Genomic DNA, 26,947 nt, shown 5'->3' with positions numbered 1-26,947 from the left:
CGGTCATGACGGATAATTCCCCGCCAGCGCGCCGAACAGGATGACGGCCGCCGTGGAGGCCGCTCCGCCCCGCGCAAGCTGCTCTGCAAGTTCCGAAATGGTGGTGCGGACCAGCCGCTCATCGGGACGGCCGAGCGATTCGGCAAACAACGCCGGCGTGGTTGGGGCGAGCCCGTGCTCGATCAATTTGACGACCAACGCCGGAAACGTCCGCCGGCCCATATAGACCACGGTCGTCGCCTCCGGATCGGCCAGCGCCGCCCAATTGAGATCTGGCGGCAGCTCGCCGGTGACGTCCGCCCCGGTCACGAACTGCACGCGGCGCGAGGTGTGACGCCGGGTCAGCGGAATGCCGGCTTGCGCGGCGGCGACACAGGCCGAGGTGACGCCGGGAATGATCTCGTAGCCGATGCCCGCTTCACGCAGCGTCTCGAGCTCCTCCTCGAGCCGGCCAAAGATGCCGGCATCGCCCGACTTCAACCGGACCACGCGCGCGCCTGTCACGGCATAGTCGACCAGCAGGCGGTTGACATGGTGCTGCTTGGTCGAGGCCCGCCCTGCCCGCTTTCCCACCGCGACGAGATTGGCGCCGGGCCGGGCCAGATCGAGGATCGCGCCTGAAGCAAGATCGTCATAGAGCACAACGTCGGCCTCGCGCAGCCGCGCTGCACCCTTGAGCGTGAGCAGCTCGGGATCGCCGGGCCCGGCGGAGACAAAGGAGACAAAACCGCTCACCGGTCCTCCGCGATCAGATGGAAGAACGTGCCGGTAGCTTGTCCCCGCCGCGAGCCGGTCTCGGCAATGACCGCACCTGTCGCGTCGTGCACGACCGCCAGCGCCGTGTCGGGCTGCGCGACTATGGTCGAATAGTGGAATTCATGGCCACGCAGGCGTGCACCCGCCTGATGACCCGGCATCGGCGCGGCGAGCTCGGCCAGACGATAGCCCAGATGCATGCGGCGCTTGGCAAAGCTCGTCTCCAGGCCGAGCAGGCCCGTCATCTCGTGGCTGATGCCATCGGCGTCGGTCAAAGCGGTGCCCAGCACCATATAGCCCCCGCATTCGCCGTGCACCGGGCGCGTCTCGGCGAAGGCGCGCAATCCGCTGCGGAAGCGCGCATTGGCAGCGATCCTGCCGGCCTGCAGCTCGGGATAGCCGCCAGGCAGCCAGCACACATCGGCGACCGGATCAGGGGCTTCATCGGCGAGCGGCGAGAATGTCGAGATCTCCGCACCCGCCGCGCGCCACGCTTCCAGCATGTGCGGATAGACGAAGGAGAACGCGGCATCACGGGCAAGCGCAATGCGCTGGCCGGGCGGCGTCACGTTGACGCCGCTTGCGGCAGGTTGCGGCGACCAGGTGGCCGCCGAACGCAGCACCGCGTCGAGATCGACATGCTCGGCAACGAAGCGCGCGGCCTCGTCGATCAGCTTGCCGATTTCCGCCTGCTCCTCGGCCTGCACCAGTCCGAGATGCCGCTTCGGCAGGCTGATCTCGGCATGGCGCGGCAGCGCGCCGAATACGGCGATGCCGGCATCCAGCAGCGCGCGCCGCACGAGGGCTTCGTGGCGCGGGCTGGCAACGCGATTGAGCACGACGCCTGCAAGGCGCACACCGGGGCGGTAGTCGCGAAGGCCCGCCGCGATCGCGGCCGCCGTTTGTGCCTGTCCTGAGGGATCGATCACCAGCAGCACCGGCCAGTCCAGCATCTCCGCGATGTCGGCGGTCGCCCCGGTGCCGCAGACGCCACGCGCGGCGACGCCGTCGAACAGACCCATCGAGCCTTCGGCCAGCACGACATCGGCGTCAATGCCGCGACTGACGAGATGCGAGATTGTCCCGCGATCCATCGCCCAACTGTCGACATTGACCGAGGCGCGTCCCGTCGCGGCGGCATGAAACGCGGGATCGATGTAATCGGGGCCGCTCTTGAAGCACTGCACCCGCAATCCGCTGTTGCGCCAGGCGCGAGCAAGCGCCAGCGTCAGTGTGGTCTTGCCGACGCCGGAGGCCGGCGCGGAGATAACGAGCCCTGCCGCCATCACGACACCTCCGGAAAGCGCGGCTCGGCGCCGACCGGCCGATAGCGGCGGTCATAGTCGGCAGCATAGAGACGGCTCTCGGAAAAATCCGCCGAGCCCAGCGTCTTGCCGACCAGGATCAACGCGGTGCGCTCCATCTCGCCCCCGACCGCAGCGTCGAGTGTTGCGAGCGTGGCGCGGATGATGCGCTGCTCGGGCCAGCTCGCACGCCAGACGATCGCGACCGGGCAATCCGCGCCATAATGCGGCGTCAGCTCAGCGACGACCTTGTCGAGCAGATGAATCGACAGATGGATGGCGAGCACCGCGCCGGTGGCGGCGAAGGCGGCAAGCTTCTCGCCTTCGGGCATCGCGCTGGCGCGGCCCGGCGTGCGCGTCAGCACCACGGTCTGGGCAAGGCCGGGCAGCGTCAGCTCGGCCTCCAGCGCAGCCGCGGCGGCCGAGAAAGAGGGAACGCCGGGCGTGACCGTGTAGGGAATGTCGAGCGTGCGCAGGCGGCGGAGCTGTTCGCCCATCGCCGACCAGATCGAGAGATCACCGGAATGCAGCCGCGCAACGTCCTTGCCATCGGCATGGGCGGCGGCGATCTCCGCGACGATCTCATCGAGCGACAGCGGCGCGGTGTTGACGATCCGCGCCCCGGGCGGGCAATGCGCCAAGACGCCCTCGGGCACAAGTGAGCCAGCATAGAGGCAGACCGGACAGGCGGCGATGAGATCGCGGCCGCGCAACGTCAGCAAGTCAGGAGCGCCTGGCCCTGCCCCGATGAAATGCACCGTCATGCGCCGTCTCCTTCCGCGATCGCCGCGGTCGCGGTGCGATCCTGCGAGACCACCCGCGTCGCAATCAATCGCGCGCGAGGTCCGGCCGCTGCGAGCGCCGCCGCCTCGGCAACCGATCCCGTCCCGAACTTTTCCACGACGAGCTTTGACTGCGTCGGCGTGTCGATGCCAACAAGCACTTCGGCGGCAACCGGCTTGATCGGCAAGCCGCATTCGCGCGCGAGCTGCTTCAACACCTCCTCGTCGGCCTTATCGCTGACCGTCGCCACCGCTGCGAGGCCTTCGGGACCACCGGCCGCCAGAAGCGCCTCACGCAGCGAGGCCAGCGTGACGTCCCGCTTGAATCCGAGCCCGGCGACCTTCATCGGACCGCGCTCCATTGCACCACGGGCCGCACGGCCTCCCAGGACCGGTAGCGGCCGAGCGAAGCGGCATGCGCAATCTCGACCCGCATCAATTCGCCGCCGTGGCGCTGGTGCAGCTCACCGAGCAACGCTTCCGTCTCCAACGTTACTGAATGCGCGACCAGCCGCGTACCGGGCGAGAGCCGCGGCCAGATGGCGTCGAACATCGCGATGTCGAGACCGCCGCCGATGAACACGGCGTCAGGCCCGTCCAGCGTAGCAAGGGTTTCAGGCGCTTTTCCCGCGATGACTGTGATCCGATGTGCCAACCCGAACGCCGTCGCATTGCTGCGAATGTTCGCTGCGCGATCCTCGCGCGCCTCGACGGCGATCGCGGTGCCCCCGCACAGCGTCCACTCGACCGAGATCGAGCCCGAGCCCGCACCGATGTCCCATAGCCGTTCACCGGGACGCGGCGCCAGCGCCGAAAGCGCGAGCGCACGGACCGGACGCTTAGTGATCTGGCCGTCATGGACGAAGAGTTCGTCCGATAGTCCCGAGCTGTGGGGGATGCCCTGCGCGCCCGCCGCCTCAACGGCTACCGCGACCAGATTTCCGGCAAGATCGCCTGCGAAGCTGTCGGCGCGATGCGCGTTGATCCTTTCGCGCGGCCCGCCAAGCGCAGCGAGTGTCCAGAATGCCGAGGCACCCCATCCGCGCGCCGTCAGCCATTTCGCGAGATCGCCTGCCGCCTTTGCGTCGCGCACGAGACAAATGATGCGTGCCCCTCGCGCCAGGTGTGGCACGAGACGCTCGAATGGCGCGGCGTGGAGACCGAGACAGGCAACGGATTCCAGACGCCAGCCAAGCCGCGCAGCAACGAGCGAGAATGTCGAGGGAGCCGCATACGCGATCCATTCGTCGCCATGGAGCTTCTCGGCGAGGCTCGCGCCGGCCCCGTGCCAGAACGGATCGCCGGAGGCGAGCACCGCCGTCGGGCGACCACGGCAGCTCAACACGATTTCTGCATCGAACGGCACCGGCCATGGACGGCCGCGCCCGGTTATGCCGGCGAGTGCAAGATGCCGTTCACCGCCAAAGACAGTTTCGGCATCATCGAGCGCCTTTCGGCTTGCCTCGGACAGCCCGGCAAGGCCATCTTCGCCGATACCGATGATGGTCAGCCAGGGATCAGCCATGACGCGCGCCCTCATTCTGGGCGGAACGGCCGACGCGAGCCTGCTCGCGGCGGAGATCGCGCGCGCCGGCGTCGATGCCGTGTATTCCTATGGCGGCCGCACCCGCGCGCCCGCCGGTCAGCCGTTGCCGACGCGGATCGGCGGTTTTGGCGGCGCAAGCGGACTTGTCGATTACATTGGTCGGGAACACATCACGCATGTAATCGACGCGACGCATCCCTTTGCCGCCGAGATGAGCCGCAATGCGGTCGCGGCATGTGCGGAAACCGGCACGCCGCTGATCGCTCTCGAGCGAGCGCCGTGGACCAAAGCGCCCGGCGACAACTGGATCGAAATACCTGATGTCGACGCCGCGGTCACCGCACTGCCTGAAGTGCCGGCAAATGTGTTCCTCGCCATCGGCCGCCAGCACATCGCGCCGTTCGCGACCAAGCCGCAGCACGCCTACACGCTGAGATTCGTCGATCCGCCCGATGCGCCGCTGCCCTTCGCCGCGGACGTCATCGTGTCGCGTGGGCCGTTTACGCTTGAGGGCGAACTGGAGATGCTGCGCGCGCGAGGCATCACCCGGATCGTCGCCCGCAATTCCGGCGGCGACGGCGCGCGCGCCAAGATCGACGCCGCCCGCAGGCTCGGCCTGCCCGTGATCATGATCTCGCGGCCGCAACTGCCGGAACGCTTGCGGGTCGAGAGCGTGGCCGAGATCATGCAGTGGCTCGGTCATCGGGCCTGCCTCGGCGCATAGACCCAGCGGCCGACGCGGCGTGTCTGCGAGTTGCCGACGATCACCAGCGTGCGCATGTCGGCCATCTCGGGCCGGGCTTCGTTCAGCCTGACGGTCTCGATCTTTTCGTCGGCGGCGCTGATCGCGCGCGCGAAAATCACAAGACGGTCGCCACAGCCGGCCTCGTTCAGCACCGCGAGCGCACGGCCAAATCCTTCCGGCCGGCTCGCCGAGCGCGGATTGTACATCGCGATGGCAAAATCGGCTTCCGCGGCGAGCCGCAGGCGCTTCTCGATCACCGCCCACGGCTTGAGATTATCGGAGAGATTGATCGCGCAGAAATCATGGCCGAGCGGTGCGCCGGCGCGCGCGGCAGCCGCCAGCATCGCAGTGACGCCGGGCAGCACGCGGATCGGCAGCTCCTGCCATTGCGGCGCCTGTTCGAGCGCCTCGAACACGGCGGACGCCATCGCGAAGACGCCGGGGTCGCCGGAGGACACGATGACGACTTGGCCGCCTTCGGCCGCGAGCCGCAGCGCCTCGCTCGCGCGCTGCAGCTCTTCGCGATTGTCGGAAGGATGCAAAGTGAGCCCTGCCCGCGCTGGCACGCGCGCGACATAGGGCGCGTAGCCCAGAATGTCGGTCGCGGCGGCAAGCGCGGCGGAGACCTCGGGCGTCACCAGCGCAGCGCTGCCCGGGCCGAGGCCAGCGATGGTCAGCGTGCCCGTCATTCGGCGGCGTCCGGATGCCGGCCCTTGCCGTGCACGAGCACGATCGCAAAATAGGGGCAGTCGGCGGCGTCGATCTCCGCAAGCCGCACCACGCGCTCGCCCGGCATGGTGCCGCGCTCGACCAGCCACGCATCGTCCAGCCGTCCGGCGGCAGCGAGCGCGCGGCGCACTTTCGCGAGATTGCGCCCAGTCTTCATGATCACGAGCGCATCGGAATCGCGCATGCGGCGTTCGAGCTCGTCCTCGGCGAGCGTGCCCATGAGCACCGTCGTCACGTCGTCGCCGAGCGCAATCGGCTGTCCCACGCCATTCCAGCAGCCGACCATGCCGGGAATGCCGGCGATCACCTCGATCTCGACGCGGCCCTGCAGGCGCATGTGCAGATGCATGAAGGAGCCGTAGAAGTAAGGATCGCCCTCGCAGAGCACGACGACGTCGACCGCGCGCGCCAGCCGCGCCAGTCGCTCCGCCCATTCGTCGTAGAAGCCGGCAAGCAACTGGACATATTCAGGCGTGTCGAAGGCGATCTCGGTCGTAACAGGATATTCCATCGGATATTCGGTGACGTCGGCAGCCAGCATGCCCTCGACGATGCGGCGCGCCTGGCCGGGCCGGCCCTTTTTGCGGAAATAGGCGACATGCCTCGCGCCGCGCACCGTGCGATCGGCGCGCACGCTCATCATATCAGGGTCACCGGGGCCGAGACCGCAGCAGATGATGCGTCCCATCGCTATTCGCTCCGGCTCGCCAGCGCGTTCACGGCGGCGACCGTGATCGCGGAACCGCCAAGGCGGCCCTCGACCGTCAGCGCCGGCACCGGGGAAACGGCCATCAGCGCAGCCTTGGATTCGGCCGCGCCGACGAAGCCGACCGGACAGCCGATGATTGCCGCGGGCCGTGGGCAGTCCCGGTCCTCCAGCATGTTGAGGAGATGGAACAGCGCGGTCGGCGCATTGCCGATCGCCACGATCGCGCCGTCGAGATGCGGCCGCCACAGCTCCAGGGCCGCGGCCGAACGGGTGTTGCGCATGGACTGCGCGAGCGCGGGAACGGTCTCGTCGCCCAGCGTGCAGATGACGGCGTTGGCGGCGGGAAGCCGCGCCCGCGTAATTCCTTCAGAGACCATGCGCGCGTCGCACAGGATCGGTGCGCCCTTCTGCAAGGCCGCGCGTGCGGCGACCGCCATGCCTGATGTGAAGCGGATATGCGCTTCGAGGCCCACCATGCCGGCGGCATGGATCATCCGCACCACCACCTGCTCCTCGTCCGGCGTGAAGCGCGCAAGATCGGCTTCGGCCCGGATGGTGGCAAAGGACTGCCGGTAGATCGCAGCGCCGTCGGTCTCGTACGTGTGCGGCATCAGTGCCCTCCCATCAGGATGGAGGGATCTTTGACGATGTCGTCGCGATTCAGCCCGCGCAGGATGGGCTCATCGCGCGTCGACCCGGCGCGCACGAGATCGAAGCCTGCGCCGGTCGCGACCAGAGTGATGGCGGCGGGACCAGAATGGGCGCAGCCCTTGGCACAGCCGGAGACGTGTAGCCGTGCGGCCGCGCCGATGTTCGGCGCCAGGGCCGCGGCAAGGCCACGGGTATCGGCATGCGCCTCGCGACAGCGTGGCGCACCGCTACAGGCGATGACGCGCAGCGCAGGGTCGTAGGCCTCGGTGATCAGGCCGGTCGCGTTCGGCATCACGCGCTTGGCTTCGCTCAAAACCATCCGCCACGGCGTCATGCGCAGCGCATGTCCGCAACCGGCGAACTGGTTGAGCGTTGCATGCGCCATCTGTCCGAAGGCGACCCCGACCATCGCACCTTGCGCATAGAGGCCGGGACGCGCCGCGGCCATGATCGGCGCCGGCTCGGCCTCGCCGCGCAATGCCGCCGGCAAGATTGCACCGGCTGCAAGATGCGCCGCCATCCGCCCTCGCCCGCCTCTCGCGCCGCCGGAGGTCACGAACCAGCCGGCGAATGCGAGCGCGGTGGTCACGGCCTCGCCACGTGGGACCGAGCGGCCGAGTTTGTCGCCATCAGCCCGTACCAGCAGTCCGCCGGAACCATCGCGCTCGATCCGCACGTCGGCGGAATCGCCCGCAAGCACGCGTGAGGTGCCGTCGTCGATGGCGAAGCCGAACTTGGTTGGAAGTTCGAGCTGGCTGTCGGCGAGCGCTTCCTCGAGCTCGGCGGTGAGCGATTGGGTCTCGTCCCCGCTACGCCAGAACGGCGTCACAAGGATGTTGCGACGGGATTCGGTCTCCGCATCCGGGTCGAGCAGCGCCAGTTGGGAAAGGCCATCGAGCAGCAGCCTGTGGCTGGTCTCGTTGACGCCCCTGATCTGGAGATTGGCCCGGCTGGTCACGTCGATCAGGCCATTGCCATGGCGTTCGGCGAGATGAGCCAGTCCGGAGATCTGCGCCGCGTCGAGCCGTCCGCCGAACGGACGCACGCGGACCACCAGCCCGTCGCCCGATTGCATCGGGCGCAGCGCGCCGGGACACCAGCCCTTGACCACGGAAGCACTCATGAGGCCTCCCGCAGCGCAGCCGCAATCGAGTTGCGGCGCGTTCGCCAGAGCGAGGCTTCATGCAGGCGCGTGAAACACGTTTCCATCGCGGCGAGTGCCGCCGGATTTTCGCGGGCCATGAAGGCGCGGACGTCGTCATGGCCGAGCGTCGCATCGTAGTAGAGGTCGAACAGATGCGGCGGCACGGCGCCGGCCAGATGCGCGAAGGCGGCCATGTGCTCGAGCGTCGCGGTGATCTCGGCCGCCCCGCGAAAACCGTGGCGCATCATGCCCCCGATCCAGGCCGGGTTGGCCGCGCGCGCGCGGACGACACGGGAGATTTCCTCGGTCAGCGTACGCGCATGCGGCTGCTCGGGGCGCGTCGCGTCGAGATGATAGAGCGATGGTCCTGCCGCGCCGAGATGTGCTGCGGCGGCCGCAATGCCGGCCTCATGCGCGGCATAGTCGGCCGCGAGCAGAAGATCGGTTTCCGTCAGATCCTGCACGTGAACAAAAGCATCGGCCGACAAGAGCCGCTTCTCGATGCCGGCGCGATCGGGCTTGACCTCGCCATCGGCCGAGAACGCCCATGACGATGCCGAGAGCCACGCTTCGCCGGCGGCTTCGCGCGTCTCGGGCGTGAAGGCGTCCGGGATTGCCGAGAGGCTCACGCCGTATTGCCCGGGACGCGGCGCGAACACGCGCGATGTGCGATGGCGATAGGGATTTTCGTCGCCCTCGTCCTCGCGGGCCGACAGCGCCTCGGCTGCCGCCTCGAACAATTGCGCAAGGCCTGAGAAGACGTCGCGAAACAGGCCCGAGACACGCAGCGTGACGTCGATGCGGGGCCGGCCAAGCTCCGCAGGCGCGATGATGTCGTAGCCGGTCACACGGCCGGAAGCGTGATCCCATCGCGGTGCAAGGCCGGCCAGATGCAGCGCCATGGCGAACTCTTCGCCGGCGGTGCGCATCGTCGCCGAGCCCCAGAGATCGACGACAAGGCCCTTTGGCCAGTCGCCGTGATCCTGCAGATGACGGCGCAGCAGCTCTTCCGCCAGCTTGATGCCTTGCGCATGCGCCGACGGCGTCGGCACCGCGCGCGGATCGACGGCGAAAAGGTTGCGTCCCGTAGGCAGCACGTCCTGACGGCCGCGATAGGGTGAGCCTGACGGCCCCGGCGCGACGCGCCGGCCCGCAAGCGCGGCCCGCAAAGCGTCGCGTTCCGCGTCGCCGCAGGCGCCGCGGCCGAACACATGCAGGCCGTCGCCGAACTGGCTTTCCTTGAGATCGCAGACGAAGCGGTCGATCCGCGGGATCGCTTCGGCCGGAGCGGCCGCTGCATCGAGGCCAAGATCGTCTTCGAGGCCAGCCGCGCGTGCCTCATCGCGGATCGCGGCGATCAGACGATGGCGACGGGCGGGATCGAGGCCATCGGCCGTCGAGTACTCGTCGAGGAGCTGTTCGAGCCTGCGCAACCCGTCCGGCACCGCTGATGCGGCGAGCTGCGGCGGCAGATGGCCGATGGTGACGGCACCCAGGCGCCGCTTGGCCTGCGCGGCCTCGCCGGGATCATTGACGATGAAGGGATAGATGACGGGCAAATCGCCGATCAGGGCTTCCGGCCAGCACGCCTGCGACAGCGCCACGGATTTTCCGGGCAGCCATTCCAGCGTGCCGTGCGCGCCCATGTGCACGACGGCATCACAGCCCTGCTCGCGGAGCCAGAGATAGAACGCGACATAGGCATGGCGCGGCGTGCGGGCGAGATCGTGATAGTCGGCATCGCGCGCGGTCGCATCGCCACGCTCCGGCTGAACCGCGATGATCGACCGGCCGCATTGAATCGCAGCGAAATGGAACGCGCCGTCGCGACAACCCGGATCGGTCTCCAGCGCGCCCCAGGCTTGCGCGAGATCATCCTGCAACACTTGCGGAAGGCGCGACAGTGCAGCACGGTAATCGGCGACGGTCCAGCTCAAGGTCTGCTTGAGCAGCGTCTCACCGAGCGCATGGACTGGATCGAGATCGAAGCCGGCCTCCGCGAGATCGGACACCAAGGCCTCGACCGACGCCAGCGCATCGAGACCCACCGCGTGCGCGATCTGATGCGGACGGCCCGGATAGTTGGAGAGCACGAGTGCCATCCGCTTGTCAGCGGCCGGCGTCTCCGCAAGACGCCGCCAGGCCGCAACGCGCGCGACCACGGCCTTCACGCGCTCCTCGTCGGGCTTGTGTGCCAGATGCGAAAATTGCAAATCGGGATCGCGCATCGCGGCAGACTTGAAGCTCACCACGCCCGCGAACAGGCGGCCGTCGACCTCGGGCAGCACCACATGCATCGCGAGGTCGCCGGGCGACAGGCCGCGGAGCGAGCTCGCCCAGTCCTCGCGGCGGGCCGTGGAGAGCGCGACCTGGAACACGGGGCAGGATGCGGCATCGAACGGCGTCGTGCCGTCGTCGCCCATCGCCGAGAACGCCGTCGCATTGACGATCGCGGCCGGAGGATTTTGCGCAAGATGCACCCGCAACCAATCCGCGACCCCCGCGGCTTTCAGCGAGCTGACGAACACACCAAACACGTCGAATCCCTTCTCGCGCAATGCGGCGATCAGGGCATCGACCGGGCCGGTGTCGGCAGCGGTGAGATAGGAGCGATAGAAGGTCACGAGCGCGCGCGGCCTGCCCTCACCCGACGTCGGCGCGGCGACGACGCCGCGCGCGGGGTCGTAAAAGCCCATCTCGGGCACGGTCATCTCGCCGATAACTGGCCCCGCATAGAGTCCGGAGGCCAGCGCAAGCTGCGCGATCGCGGCTTGCGATGCGACGGGGCCGCCGGTGTCGCAGAGCACCTTGAGCCGCCGCAACGTCGAGACCGGCAGGGTCGAATACGCGTCCAGCCGCGTATCGTCGCGGCCGTCGGCCGGCAGCACGGCCAGCACGATGCCGCGCTCCTTCGCCAGCTGCTGCAGGGCCGCGAGCCCATACGGCCAATAGGATTCCCCGCCGATCAAACGCACGAGAATGCCGCGCGCGTGCGCAAGCGTGCGTTCGACATAGGTGTCGACCGAGAGCGGATGACGAAGTTCTGCGAGATTGACGAGCCGCAGCGACGGCAGGCTGTCGCGGCCACGGCGCCAGCCGGCCGCGAACGCGGCAAGATCGGAATCCGAATACGAGAGCACCACGAGATCGGCCGGGTCCTGGCCAATGTCCCTTGGTATCGCGGTCTCCTCGAGACCGCGGCTCTCGCGGAAGACGACGTGCATCAGATACCGGATCCTGAAAGACCGAGTCCCGCCTTGATCGCGGCCTCGTCGATATCGCCGTGCTCGCCGATCACGACCAGCTTTGACTGCCTCGCACCCGCGCCCCAGGGCTGGTCGAACTGGTGGCGCACGCGCTCGCCCACCGCTTGCAGCAAGAGGCGCATCGGCTTGCCTTGCACCGCGATGTAACCCTTGACGCGCAGCACATTCTGCTCGCGCGCCAGACGCTGAACGGATGCAACCAGCGCTTCGATATCGGTGACCTCAGGAAGATCGATCACGACGGACGCAAAATCGTCGTGCTCGTGATCCTCTTCGCCGTCGTGATGCGAGGGACGCGCGGCGAGATCGTTCTCGGCGGCAGCACCGAGGCCGAGGATGAGGCGCGCGTCGATCGCGCCGTCGGTGATCGCCAGCATCGGCACGCGGCGCGACATCTCGGCGGTGATCGCCGCCTTGGCTGCTTCGAGGCCTGCCGCGCCCGCAAGATCGGCCTTGGTCAGCAGCACGATGTCGGCGCAGGCGATCTGGTCCTCAAACACTTCCGACAGTGGCGTCTCATGGTCGAGATTGCCGTCCGCCGCGCGCTGCGCTTCGACGGCGTCAGGGTCGGGCGCAAAACGGCCGGCGGCGACAGCTTCGGCGTCGGCCAGCGCGATCACGCCGTCGACCGTGATGCGCGAACGGATCTCCGGCCAATCGAACGCCTTGAGCAACGGCTTGGGCAGCGCCAGGCCCGAGGTCTCGATCAGGATGTGATCGGGCTTGACGGCCCGCGACAGCAGCTTCTCCATGGTCGGAATAAAATCGTCGGCGACGGTGCAGCAGATGCAGCCATTGGCGAGCTCGATGATGTTCTCTTCCGGGCAATTCGCATCGGCGCAGGATTTCAGAATCTCGCCATCGACGCCCTCGCTGCCGAACTCGTTGACGAGCACCGCGAGCTTCTTGCCGTTGGCATTGGCAAGCAGATGCTGGATCAGCGTGGTCTTGCCGGAGCCGAGAAAGCCCGTGACGACCGTGACCGGGACTTTTGCGAGCGAATTCATTCGGCGGCCTCCGGCACGACGGCCAAGGGGGAAATGGGGGGAATGCGGGCAAGCGATTGCTTGCGGAATATCTCCGGGCGGCTGCGCCAGGGCACGAGGCCGTCGGGCGCGGCCGCATAGGCCGCGGCGCCCGCGACCACATCGCTCGCATTCGCATCCGACAGACGGCCATAGACATAGGACCAGCGGCCGGGCGCGCTGAGCGCGACGGAGCAACCCTGGTTGCATGCAGACAGGCATTCGACGGGAACCACGCTGACGCCGTCGGGCACGCCGGCCTCGAGGATCGCGCCATGCAGGCGCTTGCCGGGCGTCGTCTCGCCTTCGCCAAGTGTCTCGCCGGCGCGGCAGGTAATGCAGACATGAAGTGTGACGGTCATCGCTTCTTCCAGAATAAACAGCGGGAAGCGATGAGGCCCACGAACCGTTCTTGCGAAGGCCCGTTTCCCCGTCGCGGAACACCCCGTCCGCCGGTCCAAAATCGTCCGCGTTGGCAGGTCTCCCGGCTTGCGGAGCAGGGTTTCCCCTTCGATCCCCGCCTTCCCGATCCCCAGGGGATCAGTGGCTTCGGGCATCTCTCCGGTCACGGTCGCGGGGGCGGCTGCATTTTGGAACCAAATCTTGCCGATTCGGACCCTATCGCATTCCCTCTTCGCCTGTCGTAGGACAGGAACCAACGCCGGGCCACCATTTGCCCCCGACCGCCTCTTGTCAAGCCGAAGGACCCCGTCCGATGACGCCCGAACCGGATACCCAGACGGCCGACGAAACCGACGCCCGCCACGCCTCGAAAATGGCGAAGAAGAAGGTCGCCCGCGACAAGATCATGGCGACCAAGAGCGGCGAAAAGGGCCTGATCATCGTCCACACCGGGGCCGGCAAGGGCAAGTCCTCTTCGGCCTTCGGCATGATCGTCCGCTGCGTCGCCCATGGCTTCCCCTGCGCGGTCGTGCAGTTCATCAAGGGCGCCTGGGACACCGGCGAGCGCCGCATGCTGACCGGCCATTTCGGCGACCTATGCCAATTCCACGCCATGGGCGAGGGTTTTACCTGGGAGACGCAGGACCGCGCCCGCGACATCGCCGCCGCGCGCGCCGGCTGGGAGAAGGCCAAGGAGCTGATCCTCGACCAGAATCTCCGCATGGTCGTGCTCGATGAGATCAACATCGCGCTGCGCTACGACTATCTCGACATCGCCGAAGTTGTCGATTTCCTGGTGACCTCGAAGCCGCCGATGACGCATGTCGTGCTCACCGGCCGCAACGCCAAGGACGAGCTGATCGAGATCGCCGATCTCGTCACCGAGATGACGCTGGTCAAGCATCCCTTCCGCTCCGGCATCAAGGCGCAAGCCGGCGTCGAGTTCTAAGAAACTCGCGATGGCGCGCGCATTGATGATCCAGGGAGCCGGCTCGGACGTGGGCAAGTCGCTCATCGTTGCCGGCCTCGCACGCGCCTTTGTGCGACGCGGCCTGCGCGTGGTCCCGTTCAAGCCGCAGAACATGTCGAACAATGCAGCCGTCACCGTTGACGGCGGCGAGATCGGCCGCGCCCAGGCACTCCAGGCGCTCGCCGCCGGCGTCGAGCCGCACACCGACATGAACCCGGTGCTGCTCAAGCCCGAGACCGATGTCGGCGCGCAGGTGATCGTGCAAGGAAAACGCATCGCGACCGCGCGTGCGCGTGAATATGCGGCGATGAAACCGTCATTGATGGGCGCCGTGCTGGAGAGCTTCGAGCGGCTGAAGGCGCGCGCCGATCTCGTTCTGGTGGAGGGTGCCGGCAGTCCGGCCGAAGTGAACCTGCGCAAGGCCGACATCGCCAATATGGGTTTTGCGCGCAAGGCCGATGTGCCGGTCGTGCTGGTTGGCGACATCGACCGCGGCGGGGTCATCGCGCAACTCGTCGGCATCAAGACGGTGATCGACCCGGACGATGCCGCGATGATCCAGGGATTTGTCATCAACAAGTTCCGCGGCGATCCCACATTGTTCGACGACGGCTACAGACTGATCGAAGAAAAGACCGCCTGGCGCGGCCTCGGCGTGCTGCCCTGGTTCGCGCGCGCCGGCGAGCTGCCGGCCGAGGATGCGCTGGGCCTGAGCGATGCGCGCAAACCGGGCCAATGCAAGATCGCCTGTCTCGCGCTGTCGCGAATCGCCAATTTCGACGATCTCGATCCGCTCAAGCTCGAGCCTGGCGTCGATCTCGTGACGGTGCGGCCGGGCGAGGCCATTCCCGGCGACGTGCGCCTCGTCATCATTCCCGGCTCGAAATCCACCCGCGGCGACCTCGCCTTTCTGCGCGCGCAGGGCTGGGACATCGATCTCCTGGCGCATTACCGCAGAGGCGGCCATGTGCTCGGCCTCTGCGGCGGCTATCAGATGCTCGGACGCAGCGTCGCTGATCCCGAGGGGATCGAGGGCCCCGCCGGCGACACACCGGGTCTCGGACTTCTGGATGTGGAAACGGTGATGAGCTCGGAGAAGACGTTGACACGCGTCGCGGCGCTGCATGCCGCCACCAATCAGCCGATCGAGGCTTATGAAATCCACATCGGCCGCACTGATGGGCCGGATCGCGCGCGGCCATTCGCAAGGCTGAATGGCGAACCGGAAGGCGCGATCTCGCGCGACGGACGCGTGCAGGGCAGCTATCTGCACGGCCTGTTCACGTCGGATGATTTCCGCAAGGCCTTTTTGGCGAAGCTCGACATTCCCGCCGGCGACGAGCCCTATCACGCAAGGGTCGAGAGCGCGCTCGATGCGCTCGCCGATCACATCGAAGCCCATCTCGATGTCGACGGCCTGCTCGCTCTAGCGCGCTAGAGTATCGGCCAGGCGGGTCCATTCGGATTCGCTGCCCGGAAGCCCGAGGCGCAGCCATGTCGGCTCTCGCGCGAACACGCGAGACCAGATATGGCGACGCGCCAGCTTCTCCTGCGCGGCAGGCGCGTCAGGCGTCTCGTAGAGACGAAACAGCTGCGTCCCGCCAACGAGCGTCCAGCCTTGCGACTGCACCATGCCGTCGAGGCGAACGCAGTCTCGCGCGAGCCGCGCGGACGTGGCCTCGGCCCAGGCATCGTCACGCAGAGCGCGGCAGCCGATCGCGATCGCCGCTCCTGAGACCGGCCAAGGTCCCGATATCGCCGCGACCCTGGCGATGTCGGACGAATTGCCGAGCGCGAAGCCTAGCCGCAGGCCGGCAAGGCCATAGAACTTTCCGAAGGAGCGCAGGATCAGCAGCCCCGGCCGGTCCCCGGATGCAAGCGATAGCTGCGGGGCTACATCGGCGAAACTCTCGTCGACGACGAGACGACCGACGCGCGGCAGCAGCGTCAGCAAATCCCTTGGTGGGTGGCATCGGCCGTCGGGATTGTTGGGATTGACGACTATGGCGAGGTCCGCGCCCGCCAATGCGTCGAAGTCCCCGACCTCCTGGACCTCCCAGCCCGCGGCCGAGAGGACCCCGGCATATTCGTTGTAGGTCGGGGCGAGGATGCGCGCGCGGCCGGGTGGCGCAAGTTGCGGCAGCAGTTGAATCGCCGCCTGTGCGCCGCCGAGCGCGACAACCGCCGCGCTCGTGCGGTAAGCGTGCCGCGCCGCCTGATGCAGCGCCTCGATCTCGGCGCGCGACGGCAACGCGCTCCACGCGCGCGAACTCACCTCGCCCACGGGATAAGGCAGGCGGTTGATACCGGTCGACAGATCGATCCAGTCCTCCGCGCGACCGCCGAAGCGCTGCTGGGCCTGATCGAGATTTCCACCGTGCTCGCGCATGCGCTGTTCTTTCACGCGAAGGCCAGGATCGCAAGGATGCCGGCGAGCAGCAGCATGGTGCGGCGGTAAACCGTCAAGCCTCGATCGATGTCGGCGGCAAGCGGATCGCGCGCAGCTTCATTCAGCCATGCCTCGTTCGTGATGCTGCCGTGATAGATCCGCGGACCGCTGAGCCGCACACTAAGCGCGCCCGCCATGGCCGCTTCCGGCCAGCCGGCATTGGGCGAACGGTGACGGCGTGCATCCCGCGTCATGCACGACAGCGCCTCTGATCGCCGTGGCCCCAGCAGCACGAACAGAAGTCCGGTCAGCCGCGCCGGAATGAAATTGGCGACATCGTCGATGCGCGCCGCGGCCCAGCCGAAGGCTTCGTGGCGTTCAGAGCGATGGCCGATCATGGAGTCCAGCGTGTTGATCGCCTTGTAGCCCAAAATGCCGGGCAGACCGAACAGCGCGCCCCAGAACACCGGTGCGACGATGCCGTCGGACGCATTCTCGGCGAGGCTCTCGATCGCAGCGCGCGCGATCCCGGCCTCGTCAAGCGCGGCGGGATCGCGGCCGACGATGCGCGAGACCGCCTCGCGTGCGGCGGCGATATCACCGGCCCGCGTGGGATTTGCGACGGCAACAACGTGGTCGTGCAACGAGCGCAAGGCGATCAGCGGCCAGGCCAGAACCCCGACCAGCACGAGCTGGATCAATCCCAAGGGAAGCAGAGACTGCAGCACCCAGCCGAGCGCGACAGCGAGCGCGATCACGACGAGTGCTCCGGCAAGACCCGCGGCGCGGCGAAATGCCGGCGGATCGGACGGTCGATTCCACGAGGTGTCGATGGCAGAGATCAGCCCGCCCAGCCAGGTGACGGGATGGCCGATTCGCGCGAACAACCACGACGGCCAGCCCAACAGGGCATCCACCACCATCGCCACCGCCATCGCACCCGCAAAACCCACACCCGCCTCCTGTCCCGCCCCTGTTGCGCAAACGACGGCCGGAGCGCAAGCCCCCGGCCGGCGGATTTCGGCTTTGTTTTTGGCCGCGTTTGGTGATTAGTCAGACCCACAGGAGATTTTTATGGCCGTCATCTTGATCACGGGCGGAGCGCGATCGGGCAAGAGCGCCCATGCGGAAAAACGCGCACGCAGCTTTCCGGGCCGACCCGTCTACATCGCGACGGCCGAGGCGCTCGACGCGGAAATGGAAGCACGCATCGAAAAGCATCGCAGACGCCGCTCAACCGATTGGATCGAGCGGGAGGTACCGCTCGATCTTCTGCAGGCGCTGATCGAGACCGATGGCGGCGGGCCTAGACTGGTGGACTGCCTGACCCTGTGGCTCTCCAACATGATGTTTGCGCAGCGCAACTGGGATCACGAAGTCATGAAGCTCGCCCTCTTCCTGCGCGGCCAGAAGAGCCCCGTCGTCTTCGTCACCAACGAAGTCGGCCTCGGCATCGTCCCCGACAATGCGCTGGCGCGGAGCTTCCGCGACGCCGCCGGCTTCATGAACCAGGCCATCGCGGCCGTTGCGGACGAGGCCGAGTTCGTCGTCGCCGGCCTGCCGATGAAACTGAAATGATGCCGCGCGACCAATTTTTGCGAGACGTCATCGCCGATCTCAGGATGGCGGCATCGTTCGTGACAATCCTCCCCGTCGCATTGTCGAAGCCCGCAGCTGACGGCGCCGTCGCACGCGCGACCTGGGCTCTTCCAGTCGCGGGACTGCTGGTCGGCCTTGCCGGCGCCTTGGTCTACAAGGTCGCGAGCCTGTTGGGTCTGTCGCCGAACCTTGCCGCCCTGCTCGCGCTGGCCGCGACCGCCCTCGTCACCGGCGCGCTGCACGAGGACGGCCTTGCCGATACCGCCGACGGGCTCGGCGGCGGCCGCACCCGCGAGCGCAAGCTCGAGATCATGCGCGACAGCCGGATCGGCACCTATGGCGTCTGCGCGCTGATCCTGTCGTTCGGCCTGCGCTGGAGCGCGCTCGCGACGATCGCCAATCCGTGGGTCGTCGCGCTCGCACTGTGCGCTGCGCACACTGCGGCCCGCGCGGGCTTGCCGGCCTTCATGTCGCAGGTCGCGCCTGCGCGACCTGACGGCCTGTCGGCGAGTGCGGGATCACCGCCGGGCCGCAGCGTTGCGATCGCATTCGCTGTTGGAATCCTCGCGCTCGTGCTCGCGCTTGGGCCGGGCAAGGCGCTGGTGAGCCTGATCCTGCTCGCTCTCTCCGGCCTGATGCTGGCGCGACTTGCCATCCGCCAGATCGGCGGGCAGACCGGCGACATCCTCGGCGCGTTCGAGCAGACCGGCGAGATTCTGATCCTGCTGGTTGCCGCAGCTTTCCAGATCGGAGGGTGACGCAATGGTCGAATTCGACGACACCTTCCGCCAGCACTTGCGCGAGCTGTTCGTGTGGCGCCGCGACGTGCGCCGCTTTCGCGCCGATCCGTTGCCGGACGGCGCCATCGATCGCCTGATCGAGACGGCCTGTCTCTCACCCTCGGTCGGCCTCAGCCAGCCCTGGCGCTTCGTCATCGTCGATGAGGCCGCACGGCGTCGCGCCGTGATCGACGACTTCAAAGCGTGCAACGCGGACGCGCTGAATTCCTATGCCGGTGAGCGCGCAGCACGCTATGCCACGCTGAAACTGTCGGGTCTCGAACAGGCCCCCGGCCACCTCGCCGTGTTCGCGGACAAGGCCAGCGACACCGGTCACGGCCTCGGCCGCGCGACGATGCCGGAGACGACGGAATATTCCGTGGTTGCGGCGATCACCGCGATGTGGCTCGCCGCGCGCGCCGAGGGCATCGGGCTTGGCTGGGTATCGATCCTCCATCCGGATCGCATCCACGCCATTCTCGACGTGCCCGACACCTGGAAATTCATCGCCTATCTCTGTATCGGCTATCCGGAAGTCGAATGCGACCGGCCCGAGCTGGAACAGGCGAAGTGGGAGCAGCGGCGGGGGGCAGAGGAATTCACGCTGCAGCGTTAATCAGGCCACGCCGGATATCCATCTTCCGTGTTGCGAGCGACTGCCGACGTAGGAATACGGTATCGGACTGCCAAACGCTACGAATGAGCAGTCACAAGCGCATTTTTTCGTCAATTGTGGATGCCGGCCGTTCGCGCTAAGCATGCGCCTGGGGCTAGCCACCATGCAAAGAATGTCATGACCGAACGGCCTTCCGCTCTCGCGGTCGATCGCCGCGGGTTCATTCGCCTTGCCAGCACGACCGCCGCGGGGTGGCTGGCGCTCGGCGCAACATCTGATCGCGTGCGGGTCGTGGGATCGCTGACGGCGTTGCCGCTCGACGACGAGCTGACCAGAAGGAGCATGATCGACAGCCCGACCTCCCGCCTGGGTGGCCTCATCGTGGGCTTGAGGCAGCGAGGCTGGGTCGAAGGCGTCAATTTCCGCCTCGAGCTCCGATCGACCTTCGGCGCGCCGGATCGGCTGAAGACCGCGGTTCAGGAATTGCTGGCGCTCAAGCCGGATGTGATCCTGACCGGCTCGACGGTCGAAACCGCGGCCGTCCTGGAAGCCACAAAAACCATCCCGATCGTGTTCGCGACCGCCAACGATCCCGTCGGCAACGGCTTCGTCGAAAGCCTTGCTCATCCCGGCGGCAACGTGACCGGCTTCACCAACAGCACCGCCGAGATGGGCGGCAAATGGCTTCAGCTCATCCGGGAGGCCGTGCCGGATCTTGCGCGCGTCGGTATCCTGTACAACCCGGCGACCACTCCTCGCGGCGGCCGTTTCTTCCTCGATTCCATCGAGCAAGAGGCAGCACTGGCCGGCGTGTCCGTGATCCCCGCCCCCGTCAGCGCGCCAACGGAGATCGACGAAGCCGTCAGGCCCTTTTCCGCTCCCCCCAAGGCGGCAATGATTGCGCTGGTCGACAGCTTCCTGGTGGTCCACCGGCAGGCGGCGGTGGCGGCGGCGGCCAAATATCGCGTCCCTGCGATTTACCCGTTCTATTATTTCATGGATGCGGGCGGGCTGATGAGCTACGGGCCGACGCTCGAAGTGCGCTCGGCCGACTATGTCGATCTCATCCTGCGCGGTACCAAGGCCGGAGATCTGCCGGTGCAATCGCCGCGGAAATACGAACTCCTGATCAACCGCACGGTCGCTCGCACGCTGGATTTGACGATACCATTCACACTGCTCGCGCGCGCCGACGAGATTCGCGAGTGAACGAGACGATCGATCAGGGAGATTTGCGGCCACCTCCCGGCCGGCTGTTCCGCAAATACCTCTACTCGATCGTCGCGCTCGCTTTTGCCGCGCTCGCCATCAACACCGGCTTCGACGTCTGGTTCTCCTATCGCGAGCAGAAGCAACTCCTGGCGGCGACCCAGCGCGAGCAGGCAGCAAGCGCCGCCCTCCAGATCGGCCAGTTCATTGGCCAGATCGAAAACCAGATCAGATGGCTCTCGCGCCTGCCCCCGGAGCTGTCCACGAACGAGGACCAGCGCCTGAACGCCATCCGCCTCCTGCGCCTCTCGCCTGCGATTGCGGACATCGCCGAGCTCGACGCCCAAGGCCGCGAGCAGGTGCGCGTGTCGCGCCGTGTCGCGGACAGGATCGGCAGCAAGACCGACCTCTCCGCCTCGCAGGCCTTCCGCGGCGCCAACGAAAGCCGCGCATATTACGGGCCGGTCTACTTCCTCGGCGACACCGAGCCGTTCATGACACTCGCCACGCGCGGAACGGGCCTGGCGCCGGATGTGATTGTCGCCGAGGTCAATCTTCGCTTCATCTGGGACCTCGTCGCCGGAATCAGGGTCGGCAACACCGGCAAGGCCTATGTGGTCGATCGCATGGGTATCCTGATCGCGCATCCCGATTTGTGGCGGGCGCTGCGCCGCAGCGATCTCTCCGGCCATCCCGACGTCCGGGCCGCGCTCGATGGCATCGGGCCGCCCTCCGGCGGCCTGGTCAAGGAGGATCTGTCCGGTCAACGCGTGCTGTCGACCTATGCGACGGTCCCCTCGTTGGGCTGGCTGGTGTTCGTCGAGCTGCCGCTCACCGAGGCCTATGCGCCGATCTATGCGTCGATCGGGCGCTCGACTTTTCTCCTGGTCATCCTGCTGGTATGTGCGGTGCTGGTCTCTCTCTTTCTGAGCCGGCGCATGACCGTGCCGATCCAGATCCTGACGCAGGGCGCGCGGCGGATCGGCAGCGGCGACCTCAGCCTGCGGCTCGCGATCAAGACCGGCGACGAGCTGGAGGCGCTCGGCGATCAATTCAACCGGATGGCCGCTCACTTGCGCGAATCCTATGCGACGCTCGAGCGCAAGGTGATCGAGCGCACCTCCGAACTGGAAAAGACCCGCGACCAGGCCCTTGCCGAGCACGATGCCGCCGAGCGTGCGCGCAGCGCGGCGGTCGCGGCCAACGAGACCAAATCGCGCTTTCTCGCGGTCGTCAGCCACGAGCTGCGCACGCCGCTGAACGGCGTCATGGGCGTGCTGCAACTGCTCGACGACGGCAGTCTCGGCGAAGCGCAGCGGCGCCATCTCACGACCGCGGCCGCGTCGGGCGAAACGCTGATCGCGCTGGTCGACGGCATCCTCGAATATGCGCGCCTGGAGGCCAGCGCCGAGACTCTGGAGACCCGCGATTTCCGCCTCGACCAGCTCATCGAGACGGCCGCCGATCTGATGCGTCCGCAGGCCTCTCACAAGGGCCTGACTTTCGATCTCGCCTGCGATGCGACGGTCAATACCTCCGTGCACGGCGATCCGGTGCGGCTCAATCGCATCCTGCTCAATCTGATCGGCAACGCGATCAAGTTCACCCCGCGCGGCGGCATCGGCTTGAGCGCGGCCGCCGAGAGACATGACGATCATGTGCTGCTGCGCATCACCGTGCGCGATACCGGCATCGGCATCGCGCCCGACATGCACGAGCGGATTTTCGAGGATTTCGTCCAGGCTGACGACAGTATCGCGCGGCGGTTCGGCGGCACCGGCCTTGGACTGGCGATCGCGCGGCGCCTCACCCGCCTGATGCGCGGCGAGCTGACGGTGGCGAGCACGCCGGGTACGGGCAGCTCGTTCATGCTTGAGGTACCGCTTGGCCTCGCCATGACCGACATCGCGCAAGGCGCGGTTCAGCCGCCATCGCGGCAGCTTCGCGTGCTGCTGGTCGACGACGACCCCGTCAATTGCGAGGTCGGTGAAGCGATGTTGAAGAGGCTCGGCCATCACGCCACCATCGCCACGAACGGCGCGTCGGCCGTCGCGCTCGCCCGCGATCAGGCGTTCGACATCATCCTGATGGATCTGCACATGCCCGACATGGACGGCGTCGAGGCGGCATCGCGGATCCGCAAGCTCGGTCTGCCGACCATGCCGCGCATCATCGCGGTAACCGCGGACATGTCGGGCCGCGCCCGCGAGCGGCTCGCGGGGGCAGGCATTGCCAGGATCGTCAGCAAGCCGATCCTGATCAATGCGCTGCGCGAGGCGATCGAGGACGATGCCCAGAACCAGCCGGCCGCGCCGCAACTCGCCGCAGGCGCATTGATCGACCGGCATTTCCTTGATGACCAGAAGGAGCTGCTGGGCGCGGCGCAGATCGCAAAACTCCACGACCTGCTGGAACTGACGAGCGAAAAGCTGGTCGAGGAGATTGCCAAGGCTGCGGCGACTGGCGATCCCGCGCAGCTCGCGCGCTGCGCGCACCAGCTCGGCAGCGGCGCGAGTGCGCTCGGCCTCGTCCGCCTTTTCGAATTCTGCCGTGAGGTCGAGCTGGCGGCAGTCACGATGTCCCGGCCCGAATGCGAGAGAGCCGCCCGCGAACTCGCCGCGCTTCGAGAGGCCTCGATGAGCGCGCTGGACGATCTGCTCCGGCCGGCCTAACAGCGTTCAGTCACTGGACTGAAATACAAGATGATCGGAGGCGCCGGTGCGCGCAAGATGTCTCGCCATTCTTCTCATGCTGCTCGCCCCTGCCGCGCGCGCCGAGGTCGAACAGTTTCCGTCCGGCTTCAAGACCAAAACCATCGCGGCCAACGGCACGCAGATTCATGTTCGCGTCGGCGGTCAGGGGCCTGTCGTGATCCTGATCCACGGTTTTGGTGATACCGGCGACATGTGGGTCAAGCTCGCCGCTGATATCGCGCGCGACCACACCGTTGTCGTGCCCGATCTTCGCGGTATGGGCCCCTCGAGCAAGCCCGACAATGGCTACGACAAATGGACCCAGGCTGCCGACATGCGGGCCGTTCTCGCAGCGCTCGGCATCGAAAAGGCCGTCGTCGTCGGCCACGACATCGGAACCATGGTGGCCTATGCCTACGCGGCCCGTTATCGCGACCTGGCCGAGAAGCTGATCGTGATGGATGCCCCGGTGCCTGGGGTGCCGCCATGGGACGAGGTGGTTCGCAGCCCGCAGCTTTGGCATTTTGATCTCGGAGGCCCGGACATGGAGCGGCTGGTCAAGGGCCGCGAGCGCATCTACCTCGACCGCTTCTGGAATGACTTCGCGGGGACGCCTTCCAGGATCGCGGACGCAACACGCCGTCATTACGCAGCGCTCTATGCGCGGCCGGGCGCCATGCGTGCTGCGTTCGCCCAGTTCAGGTCGATCCGAACCGACGCCGAGGACAACAAGAAGGCGATCGCGACCAAGTTGACCATTCCCGTGCTGGCTGTCGGGGGCGAAAAATCCTTCGGTGCGACAGAGGCCGTCGTGATGCGAAACGCCGCGACTGACGTCACCGAATTGGTCATTCCGGACGCCGGTCATTGGCTGATGGAAGAGCAACCGGCGGCGACCGTGAAGGCGATACGCCAATTCCTCGATACCAAAAAATAGAGCAGCGAGCCGCGCGGAGCCGACATATCTCGGCTCAGCCCTTCCGCGCGGGTCATTTTGATCGGGTTGACGCCTCGCCCTCCCGGCCAAACCGCTCGACCAGAAAATCAATGAACAGCCGCACTTTCACCGACAGATGTCGGGTCGGCGGATAGACCGCATAGAGCGCAAGCGGCGGCGCAGAATACTTGTCCAGCACCGTCCGCAGCTCGCCTGTCCTCAAGGCGTCGGCGGCGATGAACTCCGGGAGCAGCGCGAGCCCCCTGCCCTTGATCGCGACGTCGCGCAGCACCTCGGCATTGTTGACGCAGAGCGACCAGGCCGGCTGGATCCAGTGATCGCCGTCGGTGCCGGTGAGCTTCCACTGATTGCCCGTCAGCAGGAAGCCGTAGGTCAGCGAGGCATGCCCGCGCAGATCCTGCGGATGTTTTGGTGTGCCGTGACGTGCGAGATAATCGGGCGAAGCGCAGATCATGCGCGCCACCGGCATGATTTTTCGCGCGATCAAACTCGAGGATTCCAATTCCGCGATGCGCAAGGTCACGTCAAAACCGTCCTGCACGGGATCGAGCAGGTCGTCGCTGAGCACGAGCTGGAGCTGCAGCTCCGGATATCGCGCCATGAAATCGGCAAGCACCGGCCCGAGCCGCAGGGTGCCGAACGACATCGGCGCGTTGACGCGCAACAGGCCGCGCGGCGCCGATTGCGCTTGCGCCACGGCCTGGTCGGCCGCCTCGATCTCCGACAGGATCACGACCGCGCGCTCGAAATAGCGCTGGCCGTTCTCGGTCGGGCTCGCATGGCGCGTGGTCCGGTTCAGGAGCTGCACGCCGAGGCTTTCTTCGAGGTCGGCGATGTATTTGCTGATCGCCGAGCGTGACAGCCGCAACTGCCGACCCGCCTCGGCAAAACTGCCGCTTTCGACCACCTTTACGAAGGCTCGCAGGCTGGCGACCTTATCCACGGGCTGGCGCCGGCGATTGTTTCCAAATCGTAGACATAGCCGTCATATTTGCATGGATTGTCTCCAATCCAAAGCGGAACGATATTTCCCTGCAGAGCAAGACCGCTCCCCGAGCTTTGGAGGACCGACAATGTCTGGACTGCACCATGTGACCGCGATCGCGGGCGACCCCATCAGGAATTTCGGCTTTTACACCCGTGATCTCGGTCTGCGCTTCGTCAAGAAGACGGTCAATTTCGACGATCCCGGCACCTATCACTTCTATTATGGCGACGAGACCGGCCGCCCCGGCACCATCCTGACGTTCTTTCCTTGGGCCGGCGTGCCGGCCGGGCGCCGCGGCGTCGGCGAGACGCACCAGACCGCCTTCCGCGTGCCGCAAAGCTCGCTCGGCTATTGGACGCAACGCTTCGTCGAGAAGGGCATCGCTTATGAGGCGCTGGAGAAGCGTTTTGGCGAGTCCGTGCTGCCGTTCACAGACCCTGATGGCATGGCGCTCGCGCTCGTCGGTATCCCCGGCGCCGAGAGCGAGCCCGGCTGGAGCAATGGCGAGGTGCCGGCCGAGCATGCGATCCGCGGCTTCCATGTCGTGACCTTGCTGCTCGACAGCGCGGCAAAAACGGCTGCCGTCCTCACCGACGTGTTCGGCTTCAAGGAGACGGCGCGCGAAGGCTCGGTGATCCGCTTCAAGGCACCGGGCGATGCCGAAGGCAGCGTCGTCGACATCTACGAAGCCAAGGGCTTCCTGCGCGGACACCAAGGTGGCGGCTCCGTGCATCACATCGCCTTCCGCGCGGCCGATGACGCCGAGCAGGGCAAGATGGCGCAAAGGCTCGTGAGCAATCACGGCCTGCACCCGACCGAACAGCGCGACCGCAACTACTTCCGCTCGATCTACTTCCGCGAGCCCGGCGGCGTGCTGTTCGAGATCGCGACCGACATCCCAGGCTTCGCCGTCGACGAGCCCGTGGCAACGCTGGGACACGACCTGAAGCTGCCGAGCTTCCTCGAAGCACAGCGCAAGCAGATCGAGGGCGTGTTGCCGAACCTGGAAGAGAGGGTGTCGTGACCGAGAGTTCATTCATCCATCGTTTCGAGCCCGCGCGTGACGCGGGCTCTCCTCCTCTCCTGCTGCTGCACGGCACCGGCGGCGACGAGAACGACCTGCTCGGGCTCGGCAAGATGATCTCGCCCGGCTCGGCCCTGCTATCGCCGCGCGGCCGCGTGCTCGAACACGGCATGCCGCGCTTCTTCCGCCGCCTCACTGAGGGCGTGTTCGACGAGGACGACGTGCGCCGCCGCGCCCTTGAGCTCGGCGACTTCGTTGCGGAAGCGCGGCAGCGATATGGCCTCGCCGCGCCGGTCGCGGTCGGCTTCTCCAACGGCGCCAACATCGCAGCCGCGCTGTTGTTGCTGAAGCCGGACGCGCTTGCTGGTGCGATCCTGCTCCGCGCCATGGTGCCGCTGTCGGATCCGCCCAAGGTCAACCTCGCAGGCAAGCCGATCCTGCTGTTGTCCGGGCAGGCTGATCCGATCGTGCCGGCGAGCAATTCGGCCGGGCTCGCATCACTGCTTTCCGAAGCGGGCGCGCAGGTCGGTCACAAGGTCCTGCCGGCGGGCCATCAATTATCGCAGGCCGATTTGACGCTTGCCCGCGACTGGATCGGCAAATTCGCCGCCGAAGTCGCCTGACACAAGAAGCGGCGCATCGATTTCGAACGGTGCGCCGCGG

General features: G+C 66.9%; 26 protein-coding genes and 1 riboswitch. Of the genes, 11 read left to right on the top strand and 15 right to left on the bottom strand.

Annotation, left to right across the window (positions count from 1 at the left end):
* Positions 1-3 precede the first annotated feature (3 nt).
* From cobA to cbiE, 5 genes are read right to left on the bottom strand one after another with little or no spacing between them, the layout of a single operon-like run.
* Positions 4-735, bottom strand: coding sequence for a uroporphyrinogen-III C-methyltransferase (gene cobA, locus ACIPUD_RS28335; RefSeq protein ID WP_018458670.1), 732 nt, complete (start codon positions 733-735; stop codon positions 4-6).
* A complete protein-coding gene (locus tag ACIPUD_RS28330) occupies positions 732-2,042 on the bottom strand; it encodes a cobyrinate a,c-diamide synthase (RefSeq protein ID WP_018458669.1) in 1,311 nt (436 codons plus the stop codon). Before ACIPUD_RS28330 ends, cobA begins: the two co-directional genes overlap by 4 nt.
* Positions 2,042-2,824 (bottom strand): precorrin-4 C(11)-methyltransferase, encoded by a 783-nt coding sequence (cobM, locus tag ACIPUD_RS28325; RefSeq protein WP_018458668.1) that lies wholly within the window; start codon positions 2,822-2,824, stop codon positions 2,042-2,044. Before cobM ends, ACIPUD_RS28330 begins: the two co-directional genes overlap by 1 nt.
* Positions 2,821-3,189 carry a cobalamin biosynthesis protein gene (locus tag ACIPUD_RS28320; RefSeq protein ID WP_446481943.1) on the bottom strand — a complete coding sequence of 123 codons (369 nt, stop codon included), beginning with the start codon at positions 3,187-3,189 and terminating at the stop codon, positions 2,821-2,823. The genes cobM and ACIPUD_RS28320 overlap by 4 nt, the downstream gene beginning before the upstream one ends.
* Complete coding sequence (cbiE, locus tag ACIPUD_RS28315; protein ID WP_204510773.1) at positions 3,186-4,367, bottom strand: precorrin-6y C5,15-methyltransferase (decarboxylating) subunit CbiE; 1,182 nt, start codon at positions 4,365-4,367, stop codon at positions 3,186-3,188. Before cbiE ends, ACIPUD_RS28320 begins: the two co-directional genes overlap by 4 nt.
* Here cbiE and ACIPUD_RS28310 point away from each other — a divergent pair.
* Positions 4,366-5,112, top strand: a complete 747-nt coding sequence (locus ACIPUD_RS28310) for a cobalt-precorrin-6A reductase (RefSeq protein WP_018458665.1) — start codon at positions 4,366-4,368, stop codon at positions 5,110-5,112. The two genes, cbiE and ACIPUD_RS28310, sit on opposite strands and share 2 nt — an antisense overlap.
* Here ACIPUD_RS28310 and cobJ read toward each other — a convergent pair.
* The 7 genes from cobJ to ACIPUD_RS28275 are packed head-to-tail and all read right to left on the bottom strand — an operon-like array spanning position 5,088 to position 13,019.
* A complete protein-coding gene (cobJ, locus tag ACIPUD_RS28305; RefSeq protein WP_018458664.1) occupies positions 5,088-5,822 on the bottom strand; it encodes a precorrin-3B C(17)-methyltransferase in 735 nt (244 codons plus the stop codon). The genes ACIPUD_RS28310 and cobJ overlap by 25 nt on opposite strands.
* Positions 5,819-6,550, bottom strand: coding sequence for a precorrin-2 C(20)-methyltransferase (locus ACIPUD_RS28300; protein WP_026233633.1), 732 nt, complete (start codon positions 6,548-6,550; stop codon positions 5,819-5,821). Before ACIPUD_RS28300 ends, cobJ begins: the two co-directional genes overlap by 4 nt.
* A 2-nt stretch (positions 6,551-6,552) precedes the next feature.
* On the bottom strand, positions 6,553-7,182 hold the full coding sequence (locus tag ACIPUD_RS28295; RefSeq protein WP_018458662.1) for a precorrin-8X methylmutase: 630 nt from the start codon (positions 7,180-7,182) through the stop codon (positions 6,553-6,555).
* Positions 7,182-8,345 (bottom strand): precorrin-3B synthase, encoded by a 1,164-nt coding sequence (gene cobG, locus ACIPUD_RS28290; protein WP_446481942.1) that lies wholly within the window; start codon positions 8,343-8,345, stop codon positions 7,182-7,184. Before cobG ends, ACIPUD_RS28295 begins: the two co-directional genes overlap by 1 nt.
* Positions 8,342-11,590 (bottom strand): cobaltochelatase subunit CobN, encoded by a 3,249-nt coding sequence (gene cobN / locus ACIPUD_RS28285; protein ID WP_446481941.1) that lies wholly within the window; start codon positions 11,588-11,590, stop codon positions 8,342-8,344. Before cobN ends, cobG begins: the two co-directional genes overlap by 4 nt.
* Positions 11,590-12,639: a cobalamin biosynthesis protein CobW gene (gene cobW / locus ACIPUD_RS28280; RefSeq protein WP_085352367.1), complete on the bottom strand. Its 1,050-nt coding sequence runs from the start codon at positions 12,637-12,639 to the stop codon at positions 11,590-11,592. Before cobW ends, cobN begins: the two co-directional genes overlap by 1 nt.
* The gene (locus ACIPUD_RS28275) at positions 12,636-13,019 is read right to left on the bottom strand and encodes a DUF1636 family protein (RefSeq protein WP_018458658.1); all 384 of its coding nucleotides are present in this window, start codon (positions 13,017-13,019) and stop codon (positions 12,636-12,638) included. The genes cobW and ACIPUD_RS28275 overlap by 4 nt, the downstream gene beginning before the upstream one ends.
* Positions 13,020-13,114: 95 nt before the next feature.
* A riboswitch (cobalamin riboswitch) is annotated at positions 13,115-13,332 on the bottom strand.
* Between the two features lie 40 nt (positions 13,333-13,372).
* Here ACIPUD_RS28275 and cobO point away from each other — a divergent pair.
* The gene (gene cobO, locus ACIPUD_RS28270) at positions 13,373-14,008 is read left to right on the top strand and encodes a cob(I)yrinic acid a,c-diamide adenosyltransferase (RefSeq protein ID WP_085352366.1); all 636 of its coding nucleotides are present in this window, start codon (positions 13,373-13,375) and stop codon (positions 14,006-14,008) included.
* 10 nt (positions 14,009-14,018) lie between these two features.
* A complete protein-coding gene (locus ACIPUD_RS28265; protein WP_446481940.1) occupies positions 14,019-15,467 on the top strand; it encodes a cobyric acid synthase in 1,449 nt (482 codons plus the stop codon).
* Here ACIPUD_RS28265 and cobD read toward each other — a convergent pair.
* Both cobD and cbiB read right to left on the bottom strand, forming a co-directional pair.
* Positions 15,456-16,418, bottom strand: coding sequence for a threonine-phosphate decarboxylase CobD (gene cobD / locus ACIPUD_RS28260; RefSeq protein WP_446481939.1), 963 nt, complete (start codon positions 16,416-16,418; stop codon positions 15,456-15,458). The genes ACIPUD_RS28265 and cobD overlap by 12 nt on opposite strands.
* An 11-nt stretch (positions 16,419-16,429) precedes the next feature.
* Entirely contained in the window at positions 16,430-17,371 is a 942-nt protein-coding gene (gene cbiB, locus ACIPUD_RS28255; RefSeq protein ID WP_446481938.1) for an adenosylcobinamide-phosphate synthase CbiB, read from the bottom strand.
* 121 nt (positions 17,372-17,492) lie between these two features.
* Between cbiB and cobU the strand changes: the two genes are divergently transcribed.
* From cobU to ACIPUD_RS28225, 6 genes are all read left to right on the top strand, one after another.
* Positions 17,493-17,996 (top strand): bifunctional adenosylcobinamide kinase/adenosylcobinamide-phosphate guanylyltransferase, encoded by a 504-nt coding sequence (gene cobU, locus ACIPUD_RS28250; RefSeq protein ID WP_446481937.1) that lies wholly within the window; start codon positions 17,493-17,495, stop codon positions 17,994-17,996.
* The gene (cobS, locus tag ACIPUD_RS28245) at positions 17,993-18,775 is read left to right on the top strand and encodes an adenosylcobinamide-GDP ribazoletransferase (RefSeq protein ID WP_204510763.1); all 783 of its coding nucleotides are present in this window, start codon (positions 17,993-17,995) and stop codon (positions 18,773-18,775) included. Before cobU ends, cobS begins: the two co-directional genes overlap by 4 nt.
* A gap of 4 nt (positions 18,776-18,779) precedes the next feature.
* Positions 18,780-19,412, top strand: coding sequence for a 5,6-dimethylbenzimidazole synthase (gene bluB, locus ACIPUD_RS28240; protein WP_247394391.1), 633 nt, complete (start codon positions 18,780-18,782; stop codon positions 19,410-19,412).
* Between the two features lie 177 nt (positions 19,413-19,589).
* Complete coding sequence (locus ACIPUD_RS28235) at positions 19,590-20,621, top strand: ABC transporter substrate-binding protein (protein WP_204510761.1); 1,032 nt, start codon at positions 19,590-19,592, stop codon at positions 20,619-20,621.
* Positions 20,618-23,293, top strand: coding sequence for an ATP-binding protein (locus tag ACIPUD_RS28230; protein WP_446481936.1), 2,676 nt, complete (start codon positions 20,618-20,620; stop codon positions 23,291-23,293). Before ACIPUD_RS28235 ends, ACIPUD_RS28230 begins: the two co-directional genes overlap by 4 nt.
* Before the next feature lie 76 nt (positions 23,294-23,369).
* The gene (locus ACIPUD_RS28225; protein WP_446481993.1) at positions 23,370-24,251 is read left to right on the top strand and encodes an alpha/beta fold hydrolase; all 882 of its coding nucleotides are present in this window, start codon (positions 23,370-23,372) and stop codon (positions 24,249-24,251) included.
* A 52-nt stretch (positions 24,252-24,303) separates the two neighbouring features.
* On the opposite strand, the gene ACIPUD_RS28220 is transcribed toward ACIPUD_RS28225, so the two are convergent.
* Entirely contained in the window at positions 24,304-25,215 is a 912-nt protein-coding gene (locus tag ACIPUD_RS28220) for a LysR substrate-binding domain-containing protein (protein ID WP_446481935.1), read from the bottom strand.
* A 130-nt stretch (positions 25,216-25,345) separates the two neighbouring features.
* Here ACIPUD_RS28220 and ACIPUD_RS28215 point away from each other — a divergent pair, with 130 nt between their 5' ends.
* Positions 25,346-26,284, top strand: coding sequence for a ring-cleaving dioxygenase (locus ACIPUD_RS28215; RefSeq protein ID WP_204510758.1), 939 nt, complete (start codon positions 25,346-25,348; stop codon positions 26,282-26,284).
* Positions 26,281-26,907 (top strand): alpha/beta hydrolase, encoded by a 627-nt coding sequence (locus ACIPUD_RS28210; protein WP_446481934.1) that lies wholly within the window; start codon positions 26,281-26,283, stop codon positions 26,905-26,907. The genes ACIPUD_RS28215 and ACIPUD_RS28210 overlap by 4 nt, the downstream gene beginning before the upstream one ends.
* Positions 26,908-26,947: the final 40 nt, after the last annotated feature.

The organism is Bradyrhizobium sp. CAR08, assembly GCF_052871955.1.
The sequence above is the reverse complement of the archived record's forward strand: the minus strand, read 5'-3'. Positions and strand labels throughout refer to the sequence as shown.